The organism is Cloacibacillus sp., assembly GCA_036655895.1.
In the GTDB taxonomy this organism is placed as follows: domain Bacteria; phylum Synergistota; class Synergistia; order Synergistales; family Synergistaceae; genus JAVVPF01.
Window position 1 is genome coordinate 42,584 of record JAVVPF010000007.1, and the last position, 21,538, is coordinate 64,121.

The following is a 21,538-nucleotide window of genomic DNA, read 5'->3' on the forward strand; positions in this document are numbered from 1 at the left end:
CCGCCCGCAGGCGGCATTTTTTTATGCCCGCGCAATATTTTCAGAAAGGAAGCCGAATAATGAACGAAACAGAGGCACGAACCGACGCGTTCCAACCGGTCTCATTTGATGAATTTGCCGAGCCTTCGCATGAAGAGTGGCGCAAAGAGGCCGAAGCCGCGCTTAAGGGCGCTCCGTTCGACAAACGGATGTATACCTCGACCTACGAGGGCATCACGCTTGATCCAATCTACACGCTGGACGGCAGTGCCGATCTTCTGCAGAATGAAAGCCTGCCCGGCGACGCTCCGTATCTGCGCGGCACAAAAAGTTCTGGATATGTCGGCGCGCCGTGGGGCATAGCTCAGAGCGTTTCGGAATCAAGTCCTGCCGCGGCAAACGCCGCCGTCGCGCACGAGCTTGCAAAGGGCGCGACCATCTTGCATTTCAAGCTTGATGAGAAAAGCTTGGCGGGCTCCGACCCCGACCATTCCGACAGGAGCGAAGGCGGCGTTTCTATTTCCACGCTTGAGGATATGGACGAACTGCTCAAAGGGCTTGACCTCACCAAGAGGCCCGTTCATCTTTATGCGGGATCCTCCGCCATGACGCTGCTGCCGCTTGTCGCGGCGCAGTTCAGGGCGTCGGGGCGGCAGTTGTCTTTTCAACAGGTAAAGGGCTGCATAGGGGCCGACCCGCTTGGCGCTCTTGCTGAGTGTGGCGCTCTTGCCATTCCGCTTGAAGAACTTTACGATGAGATGGCTCACTGCGTAAAATGGGCCGAAAAAGAGGCTCCCTCTTTGAAGACTATCCTCATTCGCGGAAGCGTTTGGCACAACGGCGGAGCGTCCGCCACTCAGGAGGCAGCATACGCCGTTTGCTCCGCTATCGCCTACATCCGGGCGCTGCGCAGCCGCGGGATCGAGCCGGAAGCCGCCATGAAACAGATGAAATTCAGCCTCTCCCTCGGCAAAGATTTCTTTATGGAAATTGCGAAACTGCGCGCCATCCGCGTCGTCTGGGCGCAGGTGGCCGAAGCGTTCGGCTGCGGCTCCTCCGAATGTGCAAAAATAGATATTATCGCCGAAACCTCCAGCTTTACAATGTCCAAGTATGACCCTTACGTAAATGTTTTAAGAACCACGACCGAGGCTTTTTCTGGCGCTGTGGGCGGCGTCGCCGATATGGCGGTGGGCTGCTTCGACGAGGCGGTGCGTCCCGCCGGTGAAAATTCTAAAAGAATAGCGCGCAACATACAGATAATGCTTCAGACGGAGTTTGAGATGCTCCAGCCGGTAGACCCGGCAGGAGGCTCATGGTACGTAGAGCGCCTTACAGCGCAGTGCGCCCAGACAATTTGGGCGCTTGTGCAGAAGATAGAGGCTGACGGCGGCCTTTACGCCTCTCTTGAAAAGGGCCTCGTTCAGGAAGATATAGACAAGGTATTCAAGAGTCGGTTAAAAAATCTGGCGCTTAGAAAAGACCGGGCAGTGGGAACGAATATGTATCCGAACGCCACGGAAAAGCCTCTTGAGACGGATGGTGCGGACCCCGCTTCCGCTCGCGCGCTGCGAGCCGCCGCCGTTGCAAACTTCAAGAAATTGCGTGACGACGAACATCTTGCCGACGTCACGCGCCAGCTTGCCGCCAAATTGGCGGAGGGCGGCGATGACGTTGTTCCAGCTGTAGTCGAGGCCTATATGGCGGGAGCCTCTGCTGGCGAGATAAGAAAAATATTGGACGACGGGTTCGACGGAAGACCGGAGGCTGTACGTCCTGTCGCGCCGCACCGTCAGACGGAGGAGATAGAGGCTCTTCGCCTGGCTACGGAAGATTATGCGGCAAGAACTGGCAAAAATATCCGTATCTTCCTGGCGAACATGGGGCCCATTCCGCAGCACAAGGGACGCGCGGACTTCACCACCGGCTTCATGGAGGTGGCGAATTTCGAAGTGATCAAAAACACTGGATTTGCCTCCCCCGAAGAGGCGGCGGCCGCCGCTGTTGCCTCAGGCGCGGATGCCGCGGTCATCTGTTCTACCGACGATACCTACCCCGAGCTGGTGCCTCCAACCGCGCGCTGCATCAAAGCGGCAGCGCCGCAAATGAAGGTGCTGCTCGCCGGAGCGCCTGCGGCTGAGTTCAAAGATTCATACGTCGAGGCGGGCGTTGACGACTTTATACACGTCAAGGCAAACTGCCTCCAGATACTAAAATCCATCCAGGAATCAAAGGCAGGGTTTAAAAATGCTCAATAACCCAGATTTTACCCAAATCCCGCTGAACATGGCGCCGCGCGCGCCGCTCTCCCGCGAAGAATGGAAGAACCGCGTCGAAAAAGAGACGGGAAGGCCGCTCAAAGAGCTGCTACACCGCACAATGGAACAGATAGAAGTGGCTCCACTATATACGGCCGCCGACTATGCAGGCATGAATCATTTAAAATACACGGCCGGAGTTCCGCCATTCCTGCGCGGGCCGTACCCAACCATGTACGTCACGCGTCCGTGGACGGTGCGCCAGTACGCGGGCTTCTCCACAGCCGAGGAAAGCAACGCCTTTTACCGCCGCAACCTAGCGGCGGGGCAGAAAGGGCTTTCAATAGCCTTCGACCTTGCGACCCACAGAGGATATGACTCTGACCATCCGCGCGTCGTTGGAGATGTCGGGAAGGCCGGCGTCGCCGTGGACTCCATTCTCGACATGGAGATACTCTTCTCCGGCATTCCGCTGGGGCAGATGTCCGTTTCTATGACGATGAACGGAGCGGTGCTTCCAGTGCTTGCCTTCTACATCGTTGCGGCGCAGGAACAGGGAGTAGACAAGGCTGTGCTCTCCGGCACCATCCAGAACGACATACTGAAAGAATTCATGGTGCGCAACACCTACATCTATCCGCCAGCGCCCTCCATGAGGATAATCGGCGACATCTTCGCCTATACCTCGCGCAACATGCCTAAGTTCAACAGCATAAGCATCTCAGGATATCACATGCAGGAGGCTGGCGCGACCGCGGACATAGAGCTTGGCTACACGCTTGCCGACGGTCTTGAGTACATACGCACCGGAAAGGCCGCGGGCCTTGGCGTTGACGATTTCGCGCCGCGTCTTTCGTTCTTCTGGGCCATAGGCAAGAACTACTTTATGGAAGTGGCGAAGATGCGCGCGGGCCGCATGATCTGGGCAAAGATAGTAAATCAATTCGGCCCCAAAAAGGCAAAGTCAATGGCTCTGCGCACGCATTCTCAGACCTCTGGCTGGAGCCTCACGGCGCAGGATCCCTTCAACAACATCTCGCGCACCTGCATAGAGGCGATGGCGGCGGCGCTCGGACATACGCAGTCGCTGCACACCAACGCGCTTGACGAGGCGATAGCGCTTCCGACCGACTTCTCCGCACGTATCGCAAGAAACACGCAGCTTTATATACAGGACGAGACAAATGTCTGCAAGGTTATCGATCCGTGGGGCGGCTCCTATTACGTGGAGGCGCTGACCGATGAGCTCATCCGCCGCGCCTGGGGGCACATCCAGGAGGTGGAAGGACTGGGCGGAATGTCGAAGGCCATAGAAACGGGACTGCCGAAGATGCGCATCGAAGAGGCAGCGGCCCGCAGACAGGCTCGCATCGACTCCGGCAGCGAAAAAATAGTCGGCGTCAACGACTTCCAGCTTGAACAGGAAGACCCGATAGACATTCTTGAAGTCGACAACTCAGCCGTCCGCGAAGCTCAGCTTGCTCGTCTTGCAAAACTCCGCGCCAACAGAAACCAAGAGGATGTCGACGGCTGGCTTGAAAAAATAACAAATTCCGTAGCCACCGGCGAAGGCAACCTGCTCGAGCTGGCTGTAGAGGCGGCGCGCGCAAGGGCCAGCCTCGGCGAAATATCGGCTGCGGTCGAAAAAGTCTCCGGGAGGCATAAGGCAGTGATACGCTCAATATCCGGAATATACAGCAGTGAATTTGCGGATGAGGACATCATCGAAGAGGTCCGCCAAATGACGGACGACTTTGAGAAACGTGAAGGACGCAGGCCGCGCATAATGATAGCCAAGATGGGTCAGGACGGGCATGACCGCGGCGCGAAGGTGGTAGCTACCGCCTACGCGGACATGGGTTTTGACGTGGACATAGGCCCGCTCTTTCAGACGCCCGAAGAGACTGCGCAGGACGCGGTAGACAACGACGTCCATATAGTAGGCATGAGCTCGCTTGCCGCGGGGCACAAAACATTGCTGCCGCAGCTCGTAGAGGAGCTTGAAAAGCGCGGGCGCGGCGACATCATGGTCATCGCGGGCGGCGTCATCCCGGCGCAGGACTATCAGTTCCTGCGCGAACACGGCGCTTCGTGCATATTCGGCCCAGGAACAGTTATACCGGCCGCGGCGAAGGAGATGCTTGTGGTTCTGAACCGGCGGCTGGCGGAGGCCGAGGGCCGGTCATAATGAGCGGCGAAAATTTCCGCCCCGAATGGCAGCCGGAGGGAGCGGGCAGTGAATTTGCCTGCTCCGTAATGCCCGGAGTGCCAATGCCGGCGGACGGTGGCGCAGCCGCGGCCCAGAACAGGCCGGCTCGTTACGCGCAAAGCAGGCTTACCGCCGAAGATTATGCGCGTGGGATAGCCGCGGGCGACAGGGTGATGCTTTCGCGCGCCATAACGATAATAGAAAGCAACGCGCCAAAGCATTTTGAGCTGGGGCAGGAGATAATCCAGCGCATCATGCCGCTCACCGGAGGCGCCATGCGCGTAGGCATCACGGGAGTGCCCGGCGCCGGCAAGAGCACCTTTATCGAAGCGCTCGGCCAGCACCTTTGCCAAGAGGGGCTCAAAATCGCGGTGCTTGCGGTCGATCCGTCGAGCTCTGTGACGCGCGGCAGCATCCTGGGTGACAAGACGAGGATGGAGAATCTGGCGCGCGAGAAAAACGCCTTTATCCGGCCTTCGCCTTCTGGCGGGTCGCTTGGAGGAGTTACGCGAAAAAGCCGTGAAACGATGCTTCTTTGCGAAGCCGCGGGCTACGACGTCGTACTGGTAGAGACGGTAGGCGTGGGACAGAGCGAGACGACGGTACGTTCTATGGTCGACTATTTTCTTGTAGTCGTCATAACAGGAGCCGGCGACGAGCTGCAGGGGTTAAAAAAAGGCATCATAGAGCTTGCGGACAGCATCCTCGTCAACAAGGCAGACGGGGACAATAAAATGAAAGCTCTCATGGCGCGCGCCGATTACAACCAGATACTGCACTATCTGCGTCCAGCGACCGAGGGTTGGAAGACAAAGGCCTACGCCTGTTCCTCAATAACCGGCGACGGTATCGATGAGATATGGAACGTTATAAAAGATTTCCGTGACAATGTTTCAGAGTCAGGGATCTTCATAAAGAGACGAAGAGAACAGACGATCGAATGGGTCCGCGCAATGACGGCGGAACATCTGCAAAATCGCATCGCGCAGAACGAAGCGCTTACGAAATGCAGGGAGGAAATCGAAAGGAGCGTGATTTGCGGCGAAGTGACCCCTACGATGGCCGCAAAGGCGGTAATTGACGACATGGAAAGATTACTCTTCCGTCGTTAGCGAAACACTGCAACAAAAAACACACACAACTTCCGTTGCACGGCGCGGCCCGCACAGCCTAGCCGTGCGGCGGATTTTACAAAAGCTGTCTATGGGGAGTTCCTCCTCCTCGTTTTTAGATAGAAGCAGTTTCACTCTCCTAACGGGTCTCTGGTGTGAGCAGCCGGAGGCCCTTACTTGTTCGGCGTGCCTTGCCATCCCCGTTGACTATACGGCGTATCTTCGTATAATATATTACAAGAGTTTAATTAGCATCGTGGATTTGGGAATCAGGTGAAACGCCTGAACGGCCCCGCCACTGTAACCGGGACGAAAGCGCACGTGCCACTGAAGAAATTTGGGAAGGCGCGCAAGTAGGATGAACGGAAGCCAGTAGACCTATCCGCGATAGAGGATTTGGACACTTTCCGCGCGGGTGGAGATTGTCGCTTTGCGTCTGAGGCGTACGCCAGTCTGACGCATAAACTTCCCAAGCCGCCCGCAGGCGGCGTTTTTTATGCCCGCGCAATGACCAAGATGGTTTCGCCCGATTTACCGAGTGGAACTATACGCTTTATAAATTGGAAAATTTATCAGCGAAAGGTGTTTTGCCGTTGTTTCATTGCAGACTTAGAGGCGCTTTTATCATCATTCTTTTATTTATAGCCACCGCGTCAGCCCCCTCTCTATCAGAGGCGGGGCCCAAACGAATCATCTCTGTCACTCCTGTGGGGACTGAGATACTTTTTGCACTTGGGCAGGGGCAAAATATCGCGGGCGTGACGAGCTTTTGCGACTATCCGCCTGAGGCGCTGAAGAAGCCCAAAATTGGCGGATATTCCGATATAAACTTCGAGGCGCTGGTAGCTCAGAGGGTGGATCTCGTCGTGCTGCAAGATATGCACTCGCAGTCTATCCCGGATCTTGAAAAATTAAAGATACCATATTTCGTAGTGAAGCAGGAAAACATCTCTGATATTTACAAAGCGGTGGACGGGCTTGGGAAAATCTGCGGAGCCTCTAAAAAGGCGGAGCTGATAGTTGCCGGCATGAAGAAGGATATAGCGGCGATAAGCAAAAAGGTGAACGGTCGTCCGCGCCCCAGCGTGCTGCTCTGCGTCTCGCGCGAACTCTCCGGCAATGTCATACCAGCGTTTTACGCCGCCGGCACAAGGAATTTTTATAATGAGGTCATATCGCTTGCCGGAGGCGAGAACGTTATGGGGAAGACAAAGAGCGTCGTCACCTACCACAAAATATCTCAGGAGGGGCTTGCGCTCATAGACCCTAATGTGATAGTGGACCTCGTCGGTGAAGCGAAATATTATCATTCGGCAGACAAGATAGATATAAATAAAGTATTCAATGAAAAATATTTAAAGGGCCAATGGCTTTCGGGGGTCAAGGTCAAAGCGGTGCGCGACGGGCGTATCTATATCATGGACGGCACCGTATTTCTGCGCCCAGGACCGCGCCTGCCCTTTATTATAAAATCCTTCGCGAAGGCGCTGCACCCCGAGGTAAAATGGTGATTTCCGCTGCGTCAGAAGTAACGCCAATAATGGAGGTTAGGAACCTTTCCTGTTCCTTTGCCGGAAAAAATATTCTTTCCGATATTTCGTTCGACATCCTGAAGGGTGAGTTTGCCGCGGTCGTCGGCCCGAACGGGGCCGGAAAAAGCACTCTTCTTAAGTGTTTGGGAGGCCTTGCGCCCCTTGCGGGAGGAAGCGTCGCAGTCCTGGGAGAGCCTACCGCCTCCATGAGCGCGTGCCGCATAGCCCGCAGCATCGCGTGGCTCCATCAAAACGGAGCCGCGGATATGCCCTACACTGTGCGCCAGTTTGCCATGCTTTCCCGTTATCCTTGGCGTCCTGTACTGAGCGGAGAATCAGATGAAGACCGCGTCATCGTTGAGAAGATGTTAAAACGCGCCGGGGCCGACAAATATGCGGATAGGGTCCTTTCGACCCTTTCAGGGGGGGAGCGTCAGCGCGCTCTGCTTGCGGCGGCTCTTGCGCAGGAGACTGAGATACTTTTCCTCGACGAACCCGCGAGCTTCTTGGACTACAGCAGCCAGGCCGAGATGCTGGAGTTGATAGAGGCGGCATCGAGCGAAGGAAAGACGATAGTCATGGTCACTCATGATATCAATATGGCGCTTCACGGCGCGGACCGCATAATCGCGCTGAAAGGCGGAGGGCTGGTCTGGAACGGCGCGGCGGAGGATTTTCTTTCTTGCGGTATGATGAACGATATATTCGGCACGGATTTCGTAGCTTTCCAAAACGCGGGGCAGATGCGCCCCTATGTCGTGCCGATGGGGCTCGTGTCATGAAGCGCCGCCTCTTGGTTCTCTATCTTCTTTCCGCGCTCGTTCTCTGCGCGTCGCCGTTTATCGGCGCGTACTTTATATCTCCCGACGCCCTCTTTGGAGGAGCGGACCCCGCGGCTTCGCAGATATTGTTTGAGCTGCGCATCCCGCGCGCCGCGCTAGGCTGGCTAACGGGCGCCACGCTCGCCATCTGCGGGCTTATCTTTCAGGCGCTGTTCAGAAATCCGCTCGCGTCGCCCGACATGCTCGGCGTCTCCATGGGCGCGGCTCTCGGCGCGGTCGCCTACATCAGGCTCGGTATATCGTTTGCCTTGTTCGGCCTCATCTCTGGACTCTCATTCGCCGCTTTTACCGGAGCTTTTCTTGCCATTGCCCTGCTGTATGCTGCGGGCAGTTTTAAAAGAGGCGGCCTTTCAATGGGCTCGCTGCTGCTTGCCGGCGTTGCTCTAAACTTTCTCTTTGGCAGTTTCAACATGATGATCCAATATACTGGCGGATTTGCAGACAGCTTCAAGATGATGAGATGGACGATGGGCGGCCTTCAGACGGTCGGCTTCGCCTCCGCTCTCGCCTCGCTGCCTGGGCTTGTCATTATCGGCGCTGTTGGGTGGCTTGTAGGACCGCAGCTTGACCTTCTCGTCTGCGGAGAGGATATGGCGGCCAGCCGCGGCGTATCTGTGAAAAATCTTCGCCGGCTGGTTTTCTTCTTTGTTTCGCTTGTAATAGGCGTAAGCGTCGCCCTCTGCGGCCCCATCGGTTTCGTCGGGCTGATGTGCCCGCATATTGCACGCGCGTTGACCGGCAGATCGCACAGGCAGCTTACGATAAGCTGCGCCTTCTTCGGAGGAGCCTTCCTCGTCATCTGCGACACCGCCGCGAGGGCCTTCTGGGCGCCCACGGAGATACCGGTAGGCATAATCACCTCGGCGATAGGCTCGTCGTTCTTTCTGTGGCTGCTAGTAAAGGGGCGGGGCTGATGCACCCGCTGCGTTTTCCCGGCGTGAGGCTGGGCGGCACCTCATGGGTCGTGCCGGGCGCTTTTTCCGAAAACATGCGTGTGCTCTCCAAAGAGGCGCAGGATATGCAGCTTGTACTCTTTGACAATCAATACGGTTCAAACATTCCAACGCAGACCGAGGTAAGAGAACTTGCCGCGCTGCGCCGCGACCTTGACATGAGCTGCACCGTTCATTTCCCGGACGACATCTGCCTTTCGACCGACGCCGCGGAGCGCGTGCGCTGCGAGGACTCTTGCCTCAGGATAATGGAGCTTTTCGCTCCGCTGGAGCCGTTCGCGTGGATACTGCATCTGGATGGGGAGCTTTTCGGACGTTTTCCAAGCGCGGATATGCCGGCGTGGCTTGAAAAAAGCGGCGGCTCACTTAAAAGGCTCGCGGACAACATCGACGAACCAGCCGCGATATGCGTCGAGACGCTTGACTACAACATAGAAATAGCCTGTCCGCTGATAGAGGAGCGCGGCCTTTCAATGTGCCTGGACATAGGGCATCTTGTCAGATACGGACACCCGGTGCTTGAACAGATGCGCCGTTACCTGCCGCACACGCGCTGCCTTCATATCCACGGCGTAACGGAAGACGGCACGGATCACGTCAGCATGAGCAGCTTCGACCCCGCGCTGTTTCGCGCGATCGTCTCGATGCTTGCGCAGGACGGCCGTGAACGCGTGATGACGCTTGAGGTCTTTGAAAATAATTACGAGCTTTCGCTCGAGGCCATAAGAAAATTTATATCAATGGAAGAAAAGGGAGGATATTGACCAGATGCTGCAGTACATGAACGACGGCGGGATCATAATGTGGATAATAGCGGCGCTCTCTGTCGTCGCCGCGGCCGTTGCCGCCGAAAGATTTCTCTTCTTTCGCCAGCAAAGCGCGGAACCGGAAACACTAGAAAAGCGACTGGGCGAGGCGATAAAAAACGGAGATATGGAAGAGGCGAAGGCCATCGCGGCCTCCTCGGCAGGCTCCTTGAACAGACTTTTTACGGCAGCGCTCTGCGAATGGCAGGACTCTCCGCAGGAAATGGAACTCTTGCTGGCGCAGCAGATACGCCGCGAAATCTTCAGATGGGAAAAGAAGCTCTACATTCTTGAACTCATCGGAAAAACGGCGCCCTTGCTGGGGCTGCTGGGGACGGTGCTTGGCATGGTCGAAATGTTCGGCACTCTCCACGCGGGCGCCCAGATAAGCGCCTCCGCCGTCACAGGCGGTATATGGAAGGCGCTCTATACCACGGTTGCCGGGCTCACCGTCGCCATCCCCGTCATTTTCGTTTACGGCCTGCTTAACTCGCGAATAGACAACGAAGAGGAGACGCTCAAAAGGGGCGCCGATTTTATAACGAGACTGCGGATGGGCTGCACAGATGGCAAGACGCGGAAGGAATAAAAGCGCGGATATCGACATCACGCCGCTCATCGACGTCCTCTTCATGCTGATAATATTTTTTGTCCTCACCGCCTCCTTCGTGCAGGGCAATCTTAAGGTAGACCTTCCAGCGGGAGAGGGAGCGCCGACAGATACGCGCGGCGCCGTCATTCTCACAGTCTCGCCAGGCGACAGGTTCCAATGGGACGGGCGCGAAACCACAAAGGCCGAACTGCCGAAGCTCGCGGCCGCGCTCAACGGACGCAAGTTGCTCGTAGCTGGCGATAAAGATGTGTCATACGGCAGCGTCACAGAGGCGCTGTCATTACTGCGAAAGTCCGGAGTGCCATCAGCCGGGCTGATGCTTGCGGGAGAAGATGCAAAATGACGTATACCTGTGAAGCGCACAACAGATGGGCGGCGGCGGTGGTCTTCAGCATCGCGCTAAACGCGGCGGTACTGCTTCTTATAGGCTGCTGCGAGTTAAAGGCGCACCCAGAGCCCACGCCTATAATGACTGTCAGCCTAGCCGACTATCGAGCCGCGGCCTCGCGTTCACCCAAAGCCGCGCAGCATGGAGGCCTCAAGCCAGTTTCTTCGGTGGTTCCAAAGTCCGCTGTGCCGGAGGAAAAGCGAAAGCGGCAGATTCAGCAGACCGATGTAAATAGAGCGTCAAAGAAGATGGAAAACAGCACGAAAGATGAACTGCCTGTTTCAAAAGCAATGGCTGCTGAAACGTCGGCGCAGCAGGTTGGCGACGAAGGCGCGCCCGCCTCTGAAAACGCAGGCGGGGTCGGTTCGGAGTTTGGCGGCGCGTCTGCCGCAGGCGATGGGCGTGCTGCTGGAGACGACGGCGGCGGTGTTTTTGAGCTAAGTGGGCTTACCGTGCTAAAAAAAGTGCTGCCGGACTATCCTCTTTTTTCGCGCAAGAGAAAGGAGGAGGGAACAAGCGTCGTGCTTGCCGCATTGGATAACGGAGCGGTCGTATCGGCGGAGCTTGAAAGATCCAGCGGATTTGAGCGTCTAGACAGCGCCGCTCTGAAGGCCGTAAAGGGATGGAAATTCCATTCCGACGGACGGCTCCGAGTCCGTATACCGTTTGCGTTTAAAATCGCGTATTAACGCAGCTCCTCTGAAACAAATTAGCTGATAGGAATTTACCCGCTGTTGTCAGGTTTTTTTTTGCAAAAATTTTTGAAGGATGTGTTTTTCGATATGTCTGGAAAGTTAAAGTTATTTTCTTTATTCGTAGTTCTTACTATCCTGTTCTGTTCAGCTCCGCTCAGCGCGAACGAAACAAAAAGCGGGGATATTGCCGAGGTCGCCGGAGTAGAGGTGACTGGATCGCGTCTGGCCGACAGCATCGCCGACGTTCCGTCTCCGACTTATGTTGTGACGCGCGAAGAAATAGAACGCAGCGGAGCGCGCGACGTCCAGGAGGCGCTTTCCTCCGTCCCAGGAGTGAACACCCTCGTAAACGCCGCCTCTATGGCGCAGAGCAAGGGAGTTTCGATACGCGGCCTCAACACAGAGGTGCTGTTGCTTGTCGACGGCATTCCATTTATGAACAATAATTTTGGTGTGGGCGAGCAGCTTGGCTCCCCGTTTGACCTGCGTTCCATCTCTCTTACCGACGTAGAACGCATAGAGGTGGCAAAGGGCGCAAGCTCCGCCATCTACGGCTCCAGCGCCGCGGGCGGCGTCATCAACGTCATAACGCGCGGCGGCGCTGAAAAATCATCTGGCCGCGTTCTGGTTGAGGGCGGAAACAAAGACTGGCTTCGCGGCAATGTGCGCGGAGACCTTGTGCTTAGCAATGACCTCAGAGTTTCTATCTCATACACGCGCACCCAGGAGGGCGACGTAAAGATGCGCCTTGCAGACCCAGCGACGGGGCTCTACGATTACGGTACAGACTACAAGGCAAACGATTACTCATTCCGCTTTGCCAAAGGCCCGTGGTCATTTGTCGGAGCAGTTGGGGATTATAAATCTAAATGGGACTATACCAGCACATGGGGTGCTCCCTCTACATCACAGGACAGCCAGAAAAATAAATATCACCGTTTTGCCCTGAACTACGCGGATGGAAAAACGACGGGACGCGTCTACCATAATCAAAACGACAAGGACGTCTATGACAGCTCCGGCGTCACCTATTATACGGACAAGACCCTGGGCGCCACCTTCAACCGTAAAACGGAAATAGGGACATTGCCGTTCGTCTTTGGCCTTGACTGGAAGCGCATAGAGGGCGACTACGCCAATCACGACAACCCGTGGGGCGACGCGGACGCTTACAGCACAAAAAGAGAAGGATGGGCGCCATACATGGAGACCTCCATCCCTATAGGCGAAGCTGCCTTTGACATAGGCCTGCGTTACGAATACTGGAACATCGATAACGGCGCGGACGCCAAAGAATTTTTGCCCCGTGTTTCGCTCAACTGGGCCAACCGCAACGGGCTGCTCTATTATGTCACAGCCGGACGGTACTTCTCCATGCCTAGCTTCTACCAGATGTTTGGCAGCATTCCTTTTTCTCTTGAAAAGAACCCCGACCTGAAACCGGAAAAGGGTTGGACCTACGACATAGGCCTCAAGGACGACGGCGCAAAAAATCCCTGGAACTTTGGGCTCTTTTATATAGATATGAAGGATAAAATCAATTATTCTTCCGATCCCCTCACTTGGATGGGCAAATATGTCAACGTCGACGAATATAGGGGATGGGGCTTCGAAGGAAAATATAAATGGAACTTCCACGAAAGCTGGTCCTACACGCAGGGACTGTCCTACATCCACGCGGAACAGAAATCTGGCGGCGGCGAGTGGGAGCGAGCCGACCAGCCGCGCCTTGACCTATCGGGCGTGCTTGGGTTCAGCAAAGATCCGTGGAAAGCGGAGCTTATGATGCATTATTACGGAGACAGGCGCATCTCCAACACTAATTACAGCGACGAGGATATCTTTATCGTAAACGCCGCCGTCTCATGGAAAGTGGAGCGCACAACGCTGCGTCTTGCCTGCACAAACATTTTTGACAAAGAGTTCTTCCTGAATAATTCAGGGTACATCACGCCGGAAAGAAGAATCGTCCTCTCCGCCTCGTACGAATTCTAAGACCGCATCACTTGCTGGCAGTCTTGCCGGCAAAAATAAAAATATATTTCTGCGGCACTTCCCTCACTTGCAGCACAGCGGCGAGCCTTCCAATAAAGAAGGCTCGCCGCTGTGCCGTTGAAACTTAAAAACCTGTGGCCCTATTTTTTTCTGCGGTGAACAAATGGCAGCAAGGCAAGGAGCATGAAAGTTCCGAACCCAGCAGCGTTGCATCCCCCGCCGCTTCCGCCTGACGCAGGCTCTTTGGGTTGTTCGCTTGCCGCCTTTACAATGGCGACAGGGTCAATTATGTCGCCGTCAGCAGGGTTTAGATCGCTTGTTCCGTTATCCCTGATGTAGAGGACAAGTTTGTATGATTTGCCAGCCTCTATCGCGTCTGTCGGAGCCATGAGCTTGTCGTTCATGGATTGCAGCGCGAAGCGCCTGTCGCCGATGGCGTCGCGGTCCTCGGCATAGGTGAAGAGATCTCCTGTTCCGTCTGCTCTTGTTTTAACTATCCTGATATCGGAGACCTTCTCCGCCATCAACTGGTCACCGCTGACTATTAATCCGGCCGCCGCTATTTTGCCGGCAGCGCTTACCTTAACGGAGAAGAGGGGGAGAGGATGAATGACTGAGACCTTGAAATTTTCTTTTTTAGCCGCTTCGTTTACTGCGGCATTCACCTTTTCACTGTTGAGGTAGAGAATTCCTTTTGAATTAACGCGGAAGACGGAGATATCCACTCCCATTGCGGCGGCAAGCTCTTCGATCATCGCACTGGTTGCGCCTACCGGTTTCAGAGCCTCTACAAAATTTGGAACAGCCTCTCCTGCCGGAATGAACCCGGAAACTTCAACATCTTTTACGGGGTTTCCAACGATTGTGATGGAATCTGAGAATTTGTCGTCCACGGTAGAGACTGTAAAGGTGTAGGAGTAATCCTTGTCATGTCCCGTGCGCAGGAGTATGGAAAGATTTCCGTTCTCCGCGTTTTTCATGATCACATCTTCAGAGGACGCTGCGCCGCTTACCGCGCTTAGGGTCCATTTGACGTCGCTTGAATCGGCGTCTGAGGGTCTAACGGATGCTCCCAGAATTCTGGTCTCGCCCTCTTTCCAGGCTGTGTTAGAGCCATAGGCCGTTATGCCTTCAACTGGAATCGCGTTTGGCGCAATCTTAAGAACGCCTTGCAGAGAGGCCGTCGTATCAAATTTTGGAGTGTAAACTGTAAGACCTCCAGCCTGCGTTGTCGTGTGGCTCAGCAGACCGGCGACATCGGCCGATACGGCGGCAAATATATCATCTGCGCCTGCGGCGTCCTTCGCCTTCACTGTGAGTGTTGCTGTGCCCTGTCCCTTAACTATATCAAGCTTTGACGTCTCCACGCTCCATGTGTATTTGAGCGACGAGGCGTCTGAGGTGAGAGGGTAGGATGTGATATGGATGTCGCGCGTTTCGCCAGGCTTGGTCGTTTTAAAGCAGGCAGTGTCCATTATTACGGCGGCGACCGGAAGCTTTGAAGCCTCTGTCGTCAGTCCAGTCGTTTCACTGGCCCAGCCGTATTCGGGCTGCTCTCTATTTTCTTTGAGCCAGTAGCAGTTCTGATAGCCGTAGCCGAAGGCACCTACGATGCCTTTTGCATAGGAGGGGGAGGCCAATATCTTCTGAGCGGCGGAGACGTTGTCCTCCGTCACCAGGCTGTTGAAGCCGCCGAAAATTCCGCCGGCATCCATCCCAGCCTCTACCACCGGACTGAGCACCACGTTGTTCTGGACCTTTCCTTTGTACCAGTGCGAGAAGCCGACAACTCCGCCGGCGTAGGAAAATGATGATGGGGTGGAGGAGACGCTGCCCAAAACGACGTTGTTGCGTATGACCGCAAATGGGTTTTCATACTCGGTGCCGATGTTCTCCCCTTGGTTGCCGCCGTTAAGTCCGGCGATGCCGCCGGCGTATCCTCTTTTGGAACTTGTGGCGCGTACCTCAACGTTTGAGACGCAGTTCTCGATACGTCCGTCAGCCCAGCCGACTATCCCGCCGACGCCCTCACATTTGGACGCGTTTACCTTGCCTTTGACGGTGAGGTTTCTTATCGTTCCCGCTTTGTCAAGATAGCCAAAAAGGCCAGCCGCTTCGGTCTGTTTTGTTTGATATACTGGCACATTTTCGCAGGTTTCTATTTTTAGTCCAGAGATCGTATGTCCGCCTCCGTTGAAGGTCCCGTCGAAGCCTTCGTATTCCCTGGTTGTGCCTCCCCATGACTGTTTTGTAGCGTAGCTTAAATACCATCCAATAGGAGCCCATTCTTTGTCTTCGAGATTCAGATCGCGCGTCAAAAGGATATGCTTGTTTTGGAAGCTGAGCTTTGTAACTCCCCATGTGCCTGATGGAGCGTTGACCATTTTCGCAAGGCCCGCCAGTTCTTCCGGCGTGGAGATGAGAAAAGGATTCTCGGCGCTTCCTCGTTCATCTTTATAGGCGTCGTACCATGACGTGTCTGGCGTCCATGCGCCAGATGCGCCTATCACAGCGGATGTGTAAAAGAGTGTTATCAGAACAAGCGCCGCCGCAATGGCGGAAGAGCGTCCCCATTTTTTAAACATTTTATTCATTGTCTTTTCCTCCTTTTATCAAACGGTTTTTTTTCGAGGTATGTAAAAGGACAAGCAGCGTAAGAGAGGCCGCACCCCAGCCAAAATTACCGCCGTTACAGCCGCCGGAGCTTCCAGGACCTTCGGAGGGAGCTTTCTGCTCAGACGCGGTGTTTACCAGCACGTCGTCCGAGAGTTCGGAACCGTCAACGGTATGGGCGCTGAGGCGGTATTGTGCGCCAGGCACGTATCTTAGCAGGGTGATTTTCGCTTTTCTAGAACTGCCGACATGCGTTATTTCAACATCGTCCGCCGTCGCGTCTCCCGATACGACGCTGAACTCCCACCTAAGCACAGGATAGGAGGCCTCTTCCGGTGCAAGAGCGGCTGTGACTATCTTTGACTCACCGGCTGCGCCCAGCGTCACAGATTTAACGTCAAGTTTCAGCGATGCGAGCATCGCTTTTGTGACGGCGGCGTAGGTTTTTACGCTCCAGGAATTTTCTCCAAGGAAGCCGCTTGCCGACGCCACTATCGAAGCTACCCCTACTTTTACTCCTTTGACTACCGCCTTTTCATTCATGGATGAAGCGATAGAGGCTACTGCGCCGTCGGAAGATCCCCACGTCCATAAAAGTCCGTTTGTTTTCCCGGCTCCCGAGGGGAATAGGCTCGCCTTTTGAGCATAGCTCTTATTTTCGAGAATGCGTACGGTTGGGACGGTGATAAGAGTTACCGGCGTGAGGTCCGCTGCGCTCTTCGCCTCTGTTACGCTGAAACGGAGTGGATTCGTTGTTTCATACGTTGGTATTGCGGTGTCGTTGGAGGCTATCCTGACAGGGAGGCCTTCTCCGGAAAGCCATTCACACTGATACATTTTTACATTATTTTTCTTAACGAAACAGCCCAGGATACTCCCCTCGTTGTCGCTTGAGGCAGAGAGGCGCGCCGTAGAAGAACAATGTTCTAACACCACGTCGTCTTTGTTGGATCCCGCTATGCCGCCGGCAGTTACATATATGTCACCTGGTATCATAGATGCGGCCTTAATAGTCCCCTGAACGGAGCAGCCGGAAATAAGCTGTCCATGGATCACACCCGCGATACCTCCGGCGTTATTGGCGTAAACAGCCTTGTCGTCTACAAAAGCTGCTTGTGGATGCCGTCCTCCGGTTATATTGATGTCGCATGAGGCCGCACAATTGGTGATTGTTGCGCCTAAATTTGAATCGCCAGCTATTCCGCCCGCATTGACGTTGCCCATCCCGGCTTTTTCGGAGGAACTGATCGAACCGTTAAAGAAGCAGTTTTCTATGGCTACATTAGCAAAACCAGAGATACCTCCAATAGCAACGGTGCTTGTGTTAGTAGTATTTTGGGAATTGTCGGTGGTTATATTTGCCTCTACGCTGCAATTACGAAGAACAATACTTCCATACCCGGTTATTCCTCCGATCTTGCCGCTCCCGCAGCCTTTAATGCTGCCCTTGAAAGAACAATTTTCAATGGAGGTAGTTGCGGGAGCCCCTGTCGCGTCTCCGGCAATAGCTCCTATTCTGTGTTCATTGCCGCCTATTGCCGCGATATCCTCCGGAGAAATAGAAATGTTCCCAGCAACGTTAAGATTTCGGATATTAAGGGTGGGGTTCAATGCGAGCTTTCCAAAAAGACCGAAATATCTACCGTTAGCTTCGCCGCAGGTGATCACGCCAAGGCCCCCTACGGTGTATCCCTGTCCGTCAAAGAGGCCGCGGAATGTACTACCCGTTATTCCTATCCCTGTCCAAACTTTGCCTCCGAGGTCGATGTCCGAGCCAAGTTTCACCGTTTTTTTCGCAAATTTCTCCGTTCCTTCGTTTACCAGTTTCGCAAGACCTGCGAGCTCTTCGGCGGTCTTTATGGTAAAGACGACGTCAGCTGATCGCGCCGTGTACCATCCCGTATCGGCGCTGTCGATCCATTTTGCCTCCTGCGCCTGAGTGACGCTGGTGAAAGAGAAAGCAGTGGCGGCGATGGCCGCCAATAGACACAAAAATATCTTTGCTTTGGCCATGTTAAAAGTCCTCCTTGTGAATTTAACTGAAAAGTTGTAAAAGGCGCTGTAGATATTCTTGCAGCGCCATATCCGCGTTATCCCTTCTGTGACTTTCTCCCGTATTTTAATAAGGGAACGATGGTGAGGAATGAGAACAACCCAAAGCCTGTGGCGCTGCAACCGCCGCCGCCGCTGCTTTCGCCGCCGCTTGGCGTTGGAGTGGGTGCTATGGGATCTATCGCGCCTGCGGGATTTATTGCGACATAGGCGGCTATGTTGCCGCTCAGAGCGTTGCTTCCGTATTCCGTCCAGCTTGAGCCGTCATAGCGCCACAGGCTGTAGCCGACGCCGGCCCATAAATACCCCGTTTTTTCATCATGGACAAGTCCAAGACGGTATCCGTAGCTGCCTACGAATTTCTTAAGAAGCACGCCGATGTCGCCTTTTTTGAGTTTTTCAGCCGTTGTCTCGTATATACGGATGTCGTATCCTGCCGTGTAGTCGTCTTTGGAGGTCCACTTTGCGGCTTGGATGTATATTTTGTCGCCGACGCATAGCACGGCGTCGAACATGTGTTTGAACGTAGGGTCTGTTTTGTTTACCGCGTCTGCTGATACAAGCTGCGAGACTGCCATGGTGTCAAGATTGACCGCTTCGATGCACGAGCCTGGATTCCATTTTTCGCCAAACTGCTGGACGCCGCCCAACGTGGCGACATAAAGGGTGTTTCCCTTTACGCAATAGGAGCCGGGAGTAAATCCATCAAGATTTTTGCCTGTCATGTCGGCCGAGGCCACGAAATTAAGATCAGCGTCCAGCTTGACGAGTTCATTCAAACGGTAGTCGCCGTTCGTTAAGTCCCAAGGGTCGTTTACCCCTGTGAATATTGCATATAGGCTGTTGTTGTAGGCAACGAGAGCCTCTCCGTGACCGTTGTATTTGTCGTTCAGGTGCGTGTATTCGTATTTTTTGCTCTGCTTATATACGTCGCCTCCCGTTGATATTTTGCTTACAATAGGAATATCGTAGGCCGTAGCGTAGAGGCTGCCGCCCATCGCTACCATTGTTCTGGTGTTATGGAGCGTCGTCACCGCTTCGTAGAGGGGAGCTTTCCATGCGGACTGCGTGGCCCATGCGCTCTGCTCTCCGGGGTTGTATATGTTGATGACGTCAGTGCCGTTTGAAGTGTACAATGTTACTGCCGTCCTGAATTTACCGTCTGCGTTTACAAAAGGATAAATCCCCTGTCCCGCGTTCCCGCCCATGTTGCTGATGAGTGGGGATACGGGGGCCGAAGCGCCCTGGATGATCCCAAGCGCGGTGTTGGCGTACGAGTTGTCCTGACGTGTGAAGATAAGGTCAGCTCTGGCCGGTATGGCGGTTAAAGATGCCGCTGCCACGGCTATTATTAAAAAGGTAGCCCGGGTGAATCTGTTCATGATTTCTTCCTCCTGAATAAGATAGTTTTAAAAATTCCACAGCAGAGTAGCGTAGAAGGCCCTGCCCTGCATTGGATACCATAGGGTTCTTTCCGGCCCGTTGCCGGTTGCGAAAAGCATTACATCGGGCCCCGCGTTGAATACGTCGTCCACGCCGAGGACCAATTTTAATCTGTCGTTTATCTGATAACGAATCCCCAGGCCGAAGGTTTTCAGGTTGTCCCATCCGACCTCTCCCTGCATGTCGTAATAATTTTTGCCAATGTAGTGGAATTCGCCGAAAATAGTGGCGCGGTCGTCTTTTAATATCTTACGGCTGACGCGCAGAAGTCCTTCCCATTTTGGACGGTTGGGCAGAGGAGTGTCATACATATATCCGTCACTCTTGTTGACGGGGTCCATGTAGGTCGCGGAAAGATATAGATCCCATTTGTCGCGTTTTAAAGTTGTTTCCAGTTCAACTCCGGAGACCTCCGCGTTTCCTATGTTGACGTATTGCGCGTAACGCGGGTTTACCATTACATAGTCAATCAGATTGTTTGATGTGCGGTAAAAATAGGTGAGCTCCGCTTTGATATGAGTCTCTTTGATCTCTCCCTCCCACGAAAGTCCGGCGTCGTACTGCGTCCCGTCTTCCCATTTCAGACCGGGATTGGGTACGACGAAAGCACCGTCGCCGTACAGTTCATACATGTTTGGCGCGCGGTTATATTTGCCGCCGGTTATCTTTGCCGTCCAGTGTTCATCGAATTTTTTGGTAAGCGCCGCGCCATAGGAGAATTTTGTTTCACCGTCTGCGGAGTTCCAACGGAGGATCGGCGTAAACCAAAAATTTCCGTCTTTATTGAGCGCTATCGTGTCCTGTATCTGTCCGTTCCACGAGTTGCGAGAGTGCTCTGATCTTCCGCTGAAGCGCTTGACGACATCGCCTTCGGTCGTTAGCTCTTCGTTGTAGTAGTTCCATAAAAATTCAAGAAGGTGGGCGTCTCCGATTGGAAGAGAACCGTCAATAGCCGTACCGAAGCGCTTCGTGGTGTAGGTATTGTGCTGTTCTCCCCAGCCGCCTATAGTGTCGTTTGGGTCGTCGTATTGTTTTTTCTGATGAAGGTATTCAAAGCGGATGCCGAGCGTGAGGTCTCCGATTTTACGGGTGTTTTTTACAATAGTGTTCCATTGGTCCGTTTTCTGCGTAGCTCCAGAGGGGCTGAGTGGTTTGTCTGCGCCCGGGGCTGAATAGGGGAGCTCGCGGTCATTTTTTTTCCAGCCGCCTTGGATATTCCAGTTATCGTTGTTCCATTTTAGAAGGACGTTTGCGTTTTTATAGCCGTTGTTCTGGCGGTTGGCGTCGTAATCGTCGGCGGGGGTATAGGGTGTGTTGTTGTCGTTTGGATAGGGGAAGTCGCCGTCAGTCCGTTCGTAATTAACGGCGGCCATAAACGCGCCGCCGGAAAGCGCTGTGTTGTATGTGGCTCCGCTGAGGAAACGGCCGAAAGATCCCGCGCCAAGCGTCACAGTGCCTCCTGCCTTTTCCGGTTTCTTCGTGATGATGTTGATGACGCCGCCCATCGACGCTCCGCCGAAGCGTGCCGGAATGTAACCACGATAGACCTCAATGCGTTCGACATCCTCTACTGGAATTGTGGAAAGATCCACAGCCGCCTCGCTTCCGAGGTTCATTAGCACGCCGTCGACGTATACGGCGACCTGGGATGAATCACTGCCGCGCACGGTGGCCGTGGTGTAGGCGCCTCGGCCGCGCGTTTCAATTATGTGCAGTCCCGGAACCTGTTTTAGAAGTTCCGGAAGATTTTTTTGTTCTCCCTTCATCTCCTGCGGTTTTATGACCGTTACTGTGCCGGGAGAGAGCAGCAGCTTGTCTTCTTCATTTTCCGCTTCGGCGATGATTTTTTCTTCAGGCAGTTTGACTGGCGCTTCCACGGCCTCTGAAGCGCCCATCATAATATTTCCGGTCAAATGATGAGGGAACGGCGATAAAGTGAATAAAAATATCCACAACAAAATGACTCGCATTTCTCTTTGCAAAATGGCGACCTCCGATATATGAATAGATATGATATGACGGCAAAGCCGCCTCTTGAAGAGAGCGAA

15 protein-coding genes and 1 riboswitch are annotated in these 21,538 nt (G+C 54.3%); of the genes, 11 read left to right on the forward strand and 4 right to left on the reverse strand.

The window, feature by feature from the left end:
* The first annotated feature begins 59 nt into the window (after positions 1-59).
* From RRY12_03720 to RRY12_03770, 11 genes are all read left to right on the forward strand, one after another.
* Entirely contained in the window at positions 60-2,237 is a 2,178-nt protein-coding gene (locus RRY12_03720; GenBank protein ID MEG2183763.1) for a methylmalonyl-CoA mutase family protein, read from the forward strand.
* Positions 2,227-4,425, forward strand: a complete 2,199-nt coding sequence (gene scpA / locus RRY12_03725) for a methylmalonyl-CoA mutase (GenBank protein MEG2183764.1) — start codon at positions 2,227-2,229, stop codon at positions 4,423-4,425. The genes RRY12_03720 and scpA overlap by 11 nt, the downstream gene beginning before the upstream one ends.
* Positions 4,425-5,558, forward strand: coding sequence for a methylmalonyl Co-A mutase-associated GTPase MeaB (gene meaB, locus RRY12_03730; protein ID MEG2183765.1), 1,134 nt, complete (start codon positions 4,425-4,427; stop codon positions 5,556-5,558). Before scpA ends, meaB begins: the two co-directional genes overlap by 1 nt.
* 241 nt (positions 5,559-5,799) lie before the next feature.
* Positions 5,800-5,959: riboswitch (cobalamin riboswitch) on the forward strand.
* A 192-nt stretch (positions 5,960-6,151) separates the two neighbouring features.
* Positions 6,152-7,069, forward strand: a complete 918-nt coding sequence (locus RRY12_03735; GenBank protein MEG2183766.1) for an ABC transporter substrate-binding protein — start codon at positions 6,152-6,154, stop codon at positions 7,067-7,069.
* A 29-nt stretch (positions 7,070-7,098) separates the two neighbouring features.
* On the forward strand, positions 7,099-7,872 hold the full coding sequence (locus tag RRY12_03740) for an ABC transporter ATP-binding protein (protein ID MEG2183767.1): 774 nt from the start codon (positions 7,099-7,101) through the stop codon (positions 7,870-7,872).
* Positions 7,869-8,846: an iron ABC transporter permease gene (locus RRY12_03745; GenBank protein MEG2183768.1), complete on the forward strand. Its 978-nt coding sequence runs from the start codon at positions 7,869-7,871 to the stop codon at positions 8,844-8,846. Before RRY12_03740 ends, RRY12_03745 begins: the two co-directional genes overlap by 4 nt.
* Complete coding sequence (gene cbiR, locus RRY12_03750; protein MEG2183769.1) at positions 8,846-9,649, forward strand: cobamide remodeling phosphodiesterase CbiR; 804 nt, start codon at positions 8,846-8,848, stop codon at positions 9,647-9,649. The genes RRY12_03745 and cbiR overlap by 1 nt, the downstream gene beginning before the upstream one ends.
* A gap of 4 nt (positions 9,650-9,653) precedes the next feature.
* Entirely contained in the window at positions 9,654-10,280 is a 627-nt protein-coding gene (locus tag RRY12_03755; protein MEG2183770.1) for a MotA/TolQ/ExbB proton channel family protein, read from the forward strand.
* A complete protein-coding gene (locus RRY12_03760; GenBank protein MEG2183771.1) occupies positions 10,258-10,647 on the forward strand; it encodes a biopolymer transporter ExbD in 390 nt (129 codons plus the stop codon). The genes RRY12_03755 and RRY12_03760 overlap by 23 nt, the downstream gene beginning before the upstream one ends.
* On the forward strand, positions 10,644-11,381 hold the full coding sequence (locus RRY12_03765) for a TonB family protein (protein ID MEG2183772.1): 738 nt from the start codon (positions 10,644-10,646) through the stop codon (positions 11,379-11,381). Before RRY12_03760 ends, RRY12_03765 begins: the two co-directional genes overlap by 4 nt.
* 93 nt (positions 11,382-11,474) lie before the next feature.
* Entirely contained in the window at positions 11,475-13,382 is a 1,908-nt protein-coding gene (locus RRY12_03770; protein MEG2183773.1) for a TonB-dependent receptor, read from the forward strand.
* Positions 13,383-13,522: 140 nt separating this feature from the next.
* On the opposite strand, the gene RRY12_03775 is transcribed toward RRY12_03770, so the two are convergent.
* The 4 genes from RRY12_03775 to RRY12_03790 form a co-directional block, all read right to left on the reverse strand.
* Complete coding sequence (locus tag RRY12_03775) at positions 13,523-15,976, reverse strand: Synerg-CTERM sorting domain-containing protein (protein ID MEG2183774.1); 2,454 nt, start codon at positions 15,974-15,976, stop codon at positions 13,523-13,525.
* Entirely contained in the window at positions 15,969-18,008 is a 2,040-nt protein-coding gene (locus tag RRY12_03780) for a hypothetical protein (protein ID MEG2183775.1), read from the reverse strand. The genes RRY12_03775 and RRY12_03780 overlap by 8 nt, the downstream gene beginning before the upstream one ends.
* Before the next feature lie 77 nt (positions 18,009-18,085).
* Positions 18,086-19,429 carry a hypothetical protein gene (locus RRY12_03785; GenBank protein ID MEG2183776.1) on the reverse strand — a complete coding sequence of 448 codons (1,344 nt, stop codon included), beginning with the start codon at positions 19,427-19,429 and terminating at the stop codon, positions 18,086-18,088.
* Between the two features lie 27 nt (positions 19,430-19,456).
* Entirely contained in the window at positions 19,457-21,385 is a 1,929-nt protein-coding gene (locus RRY12_03790) for a TonB-dependent receptor (GenBank protein ID MEG2183777.1), read from the reverse strand.
* Positions 21,386-21,538 lie beyond the last annotated feature (153 nt).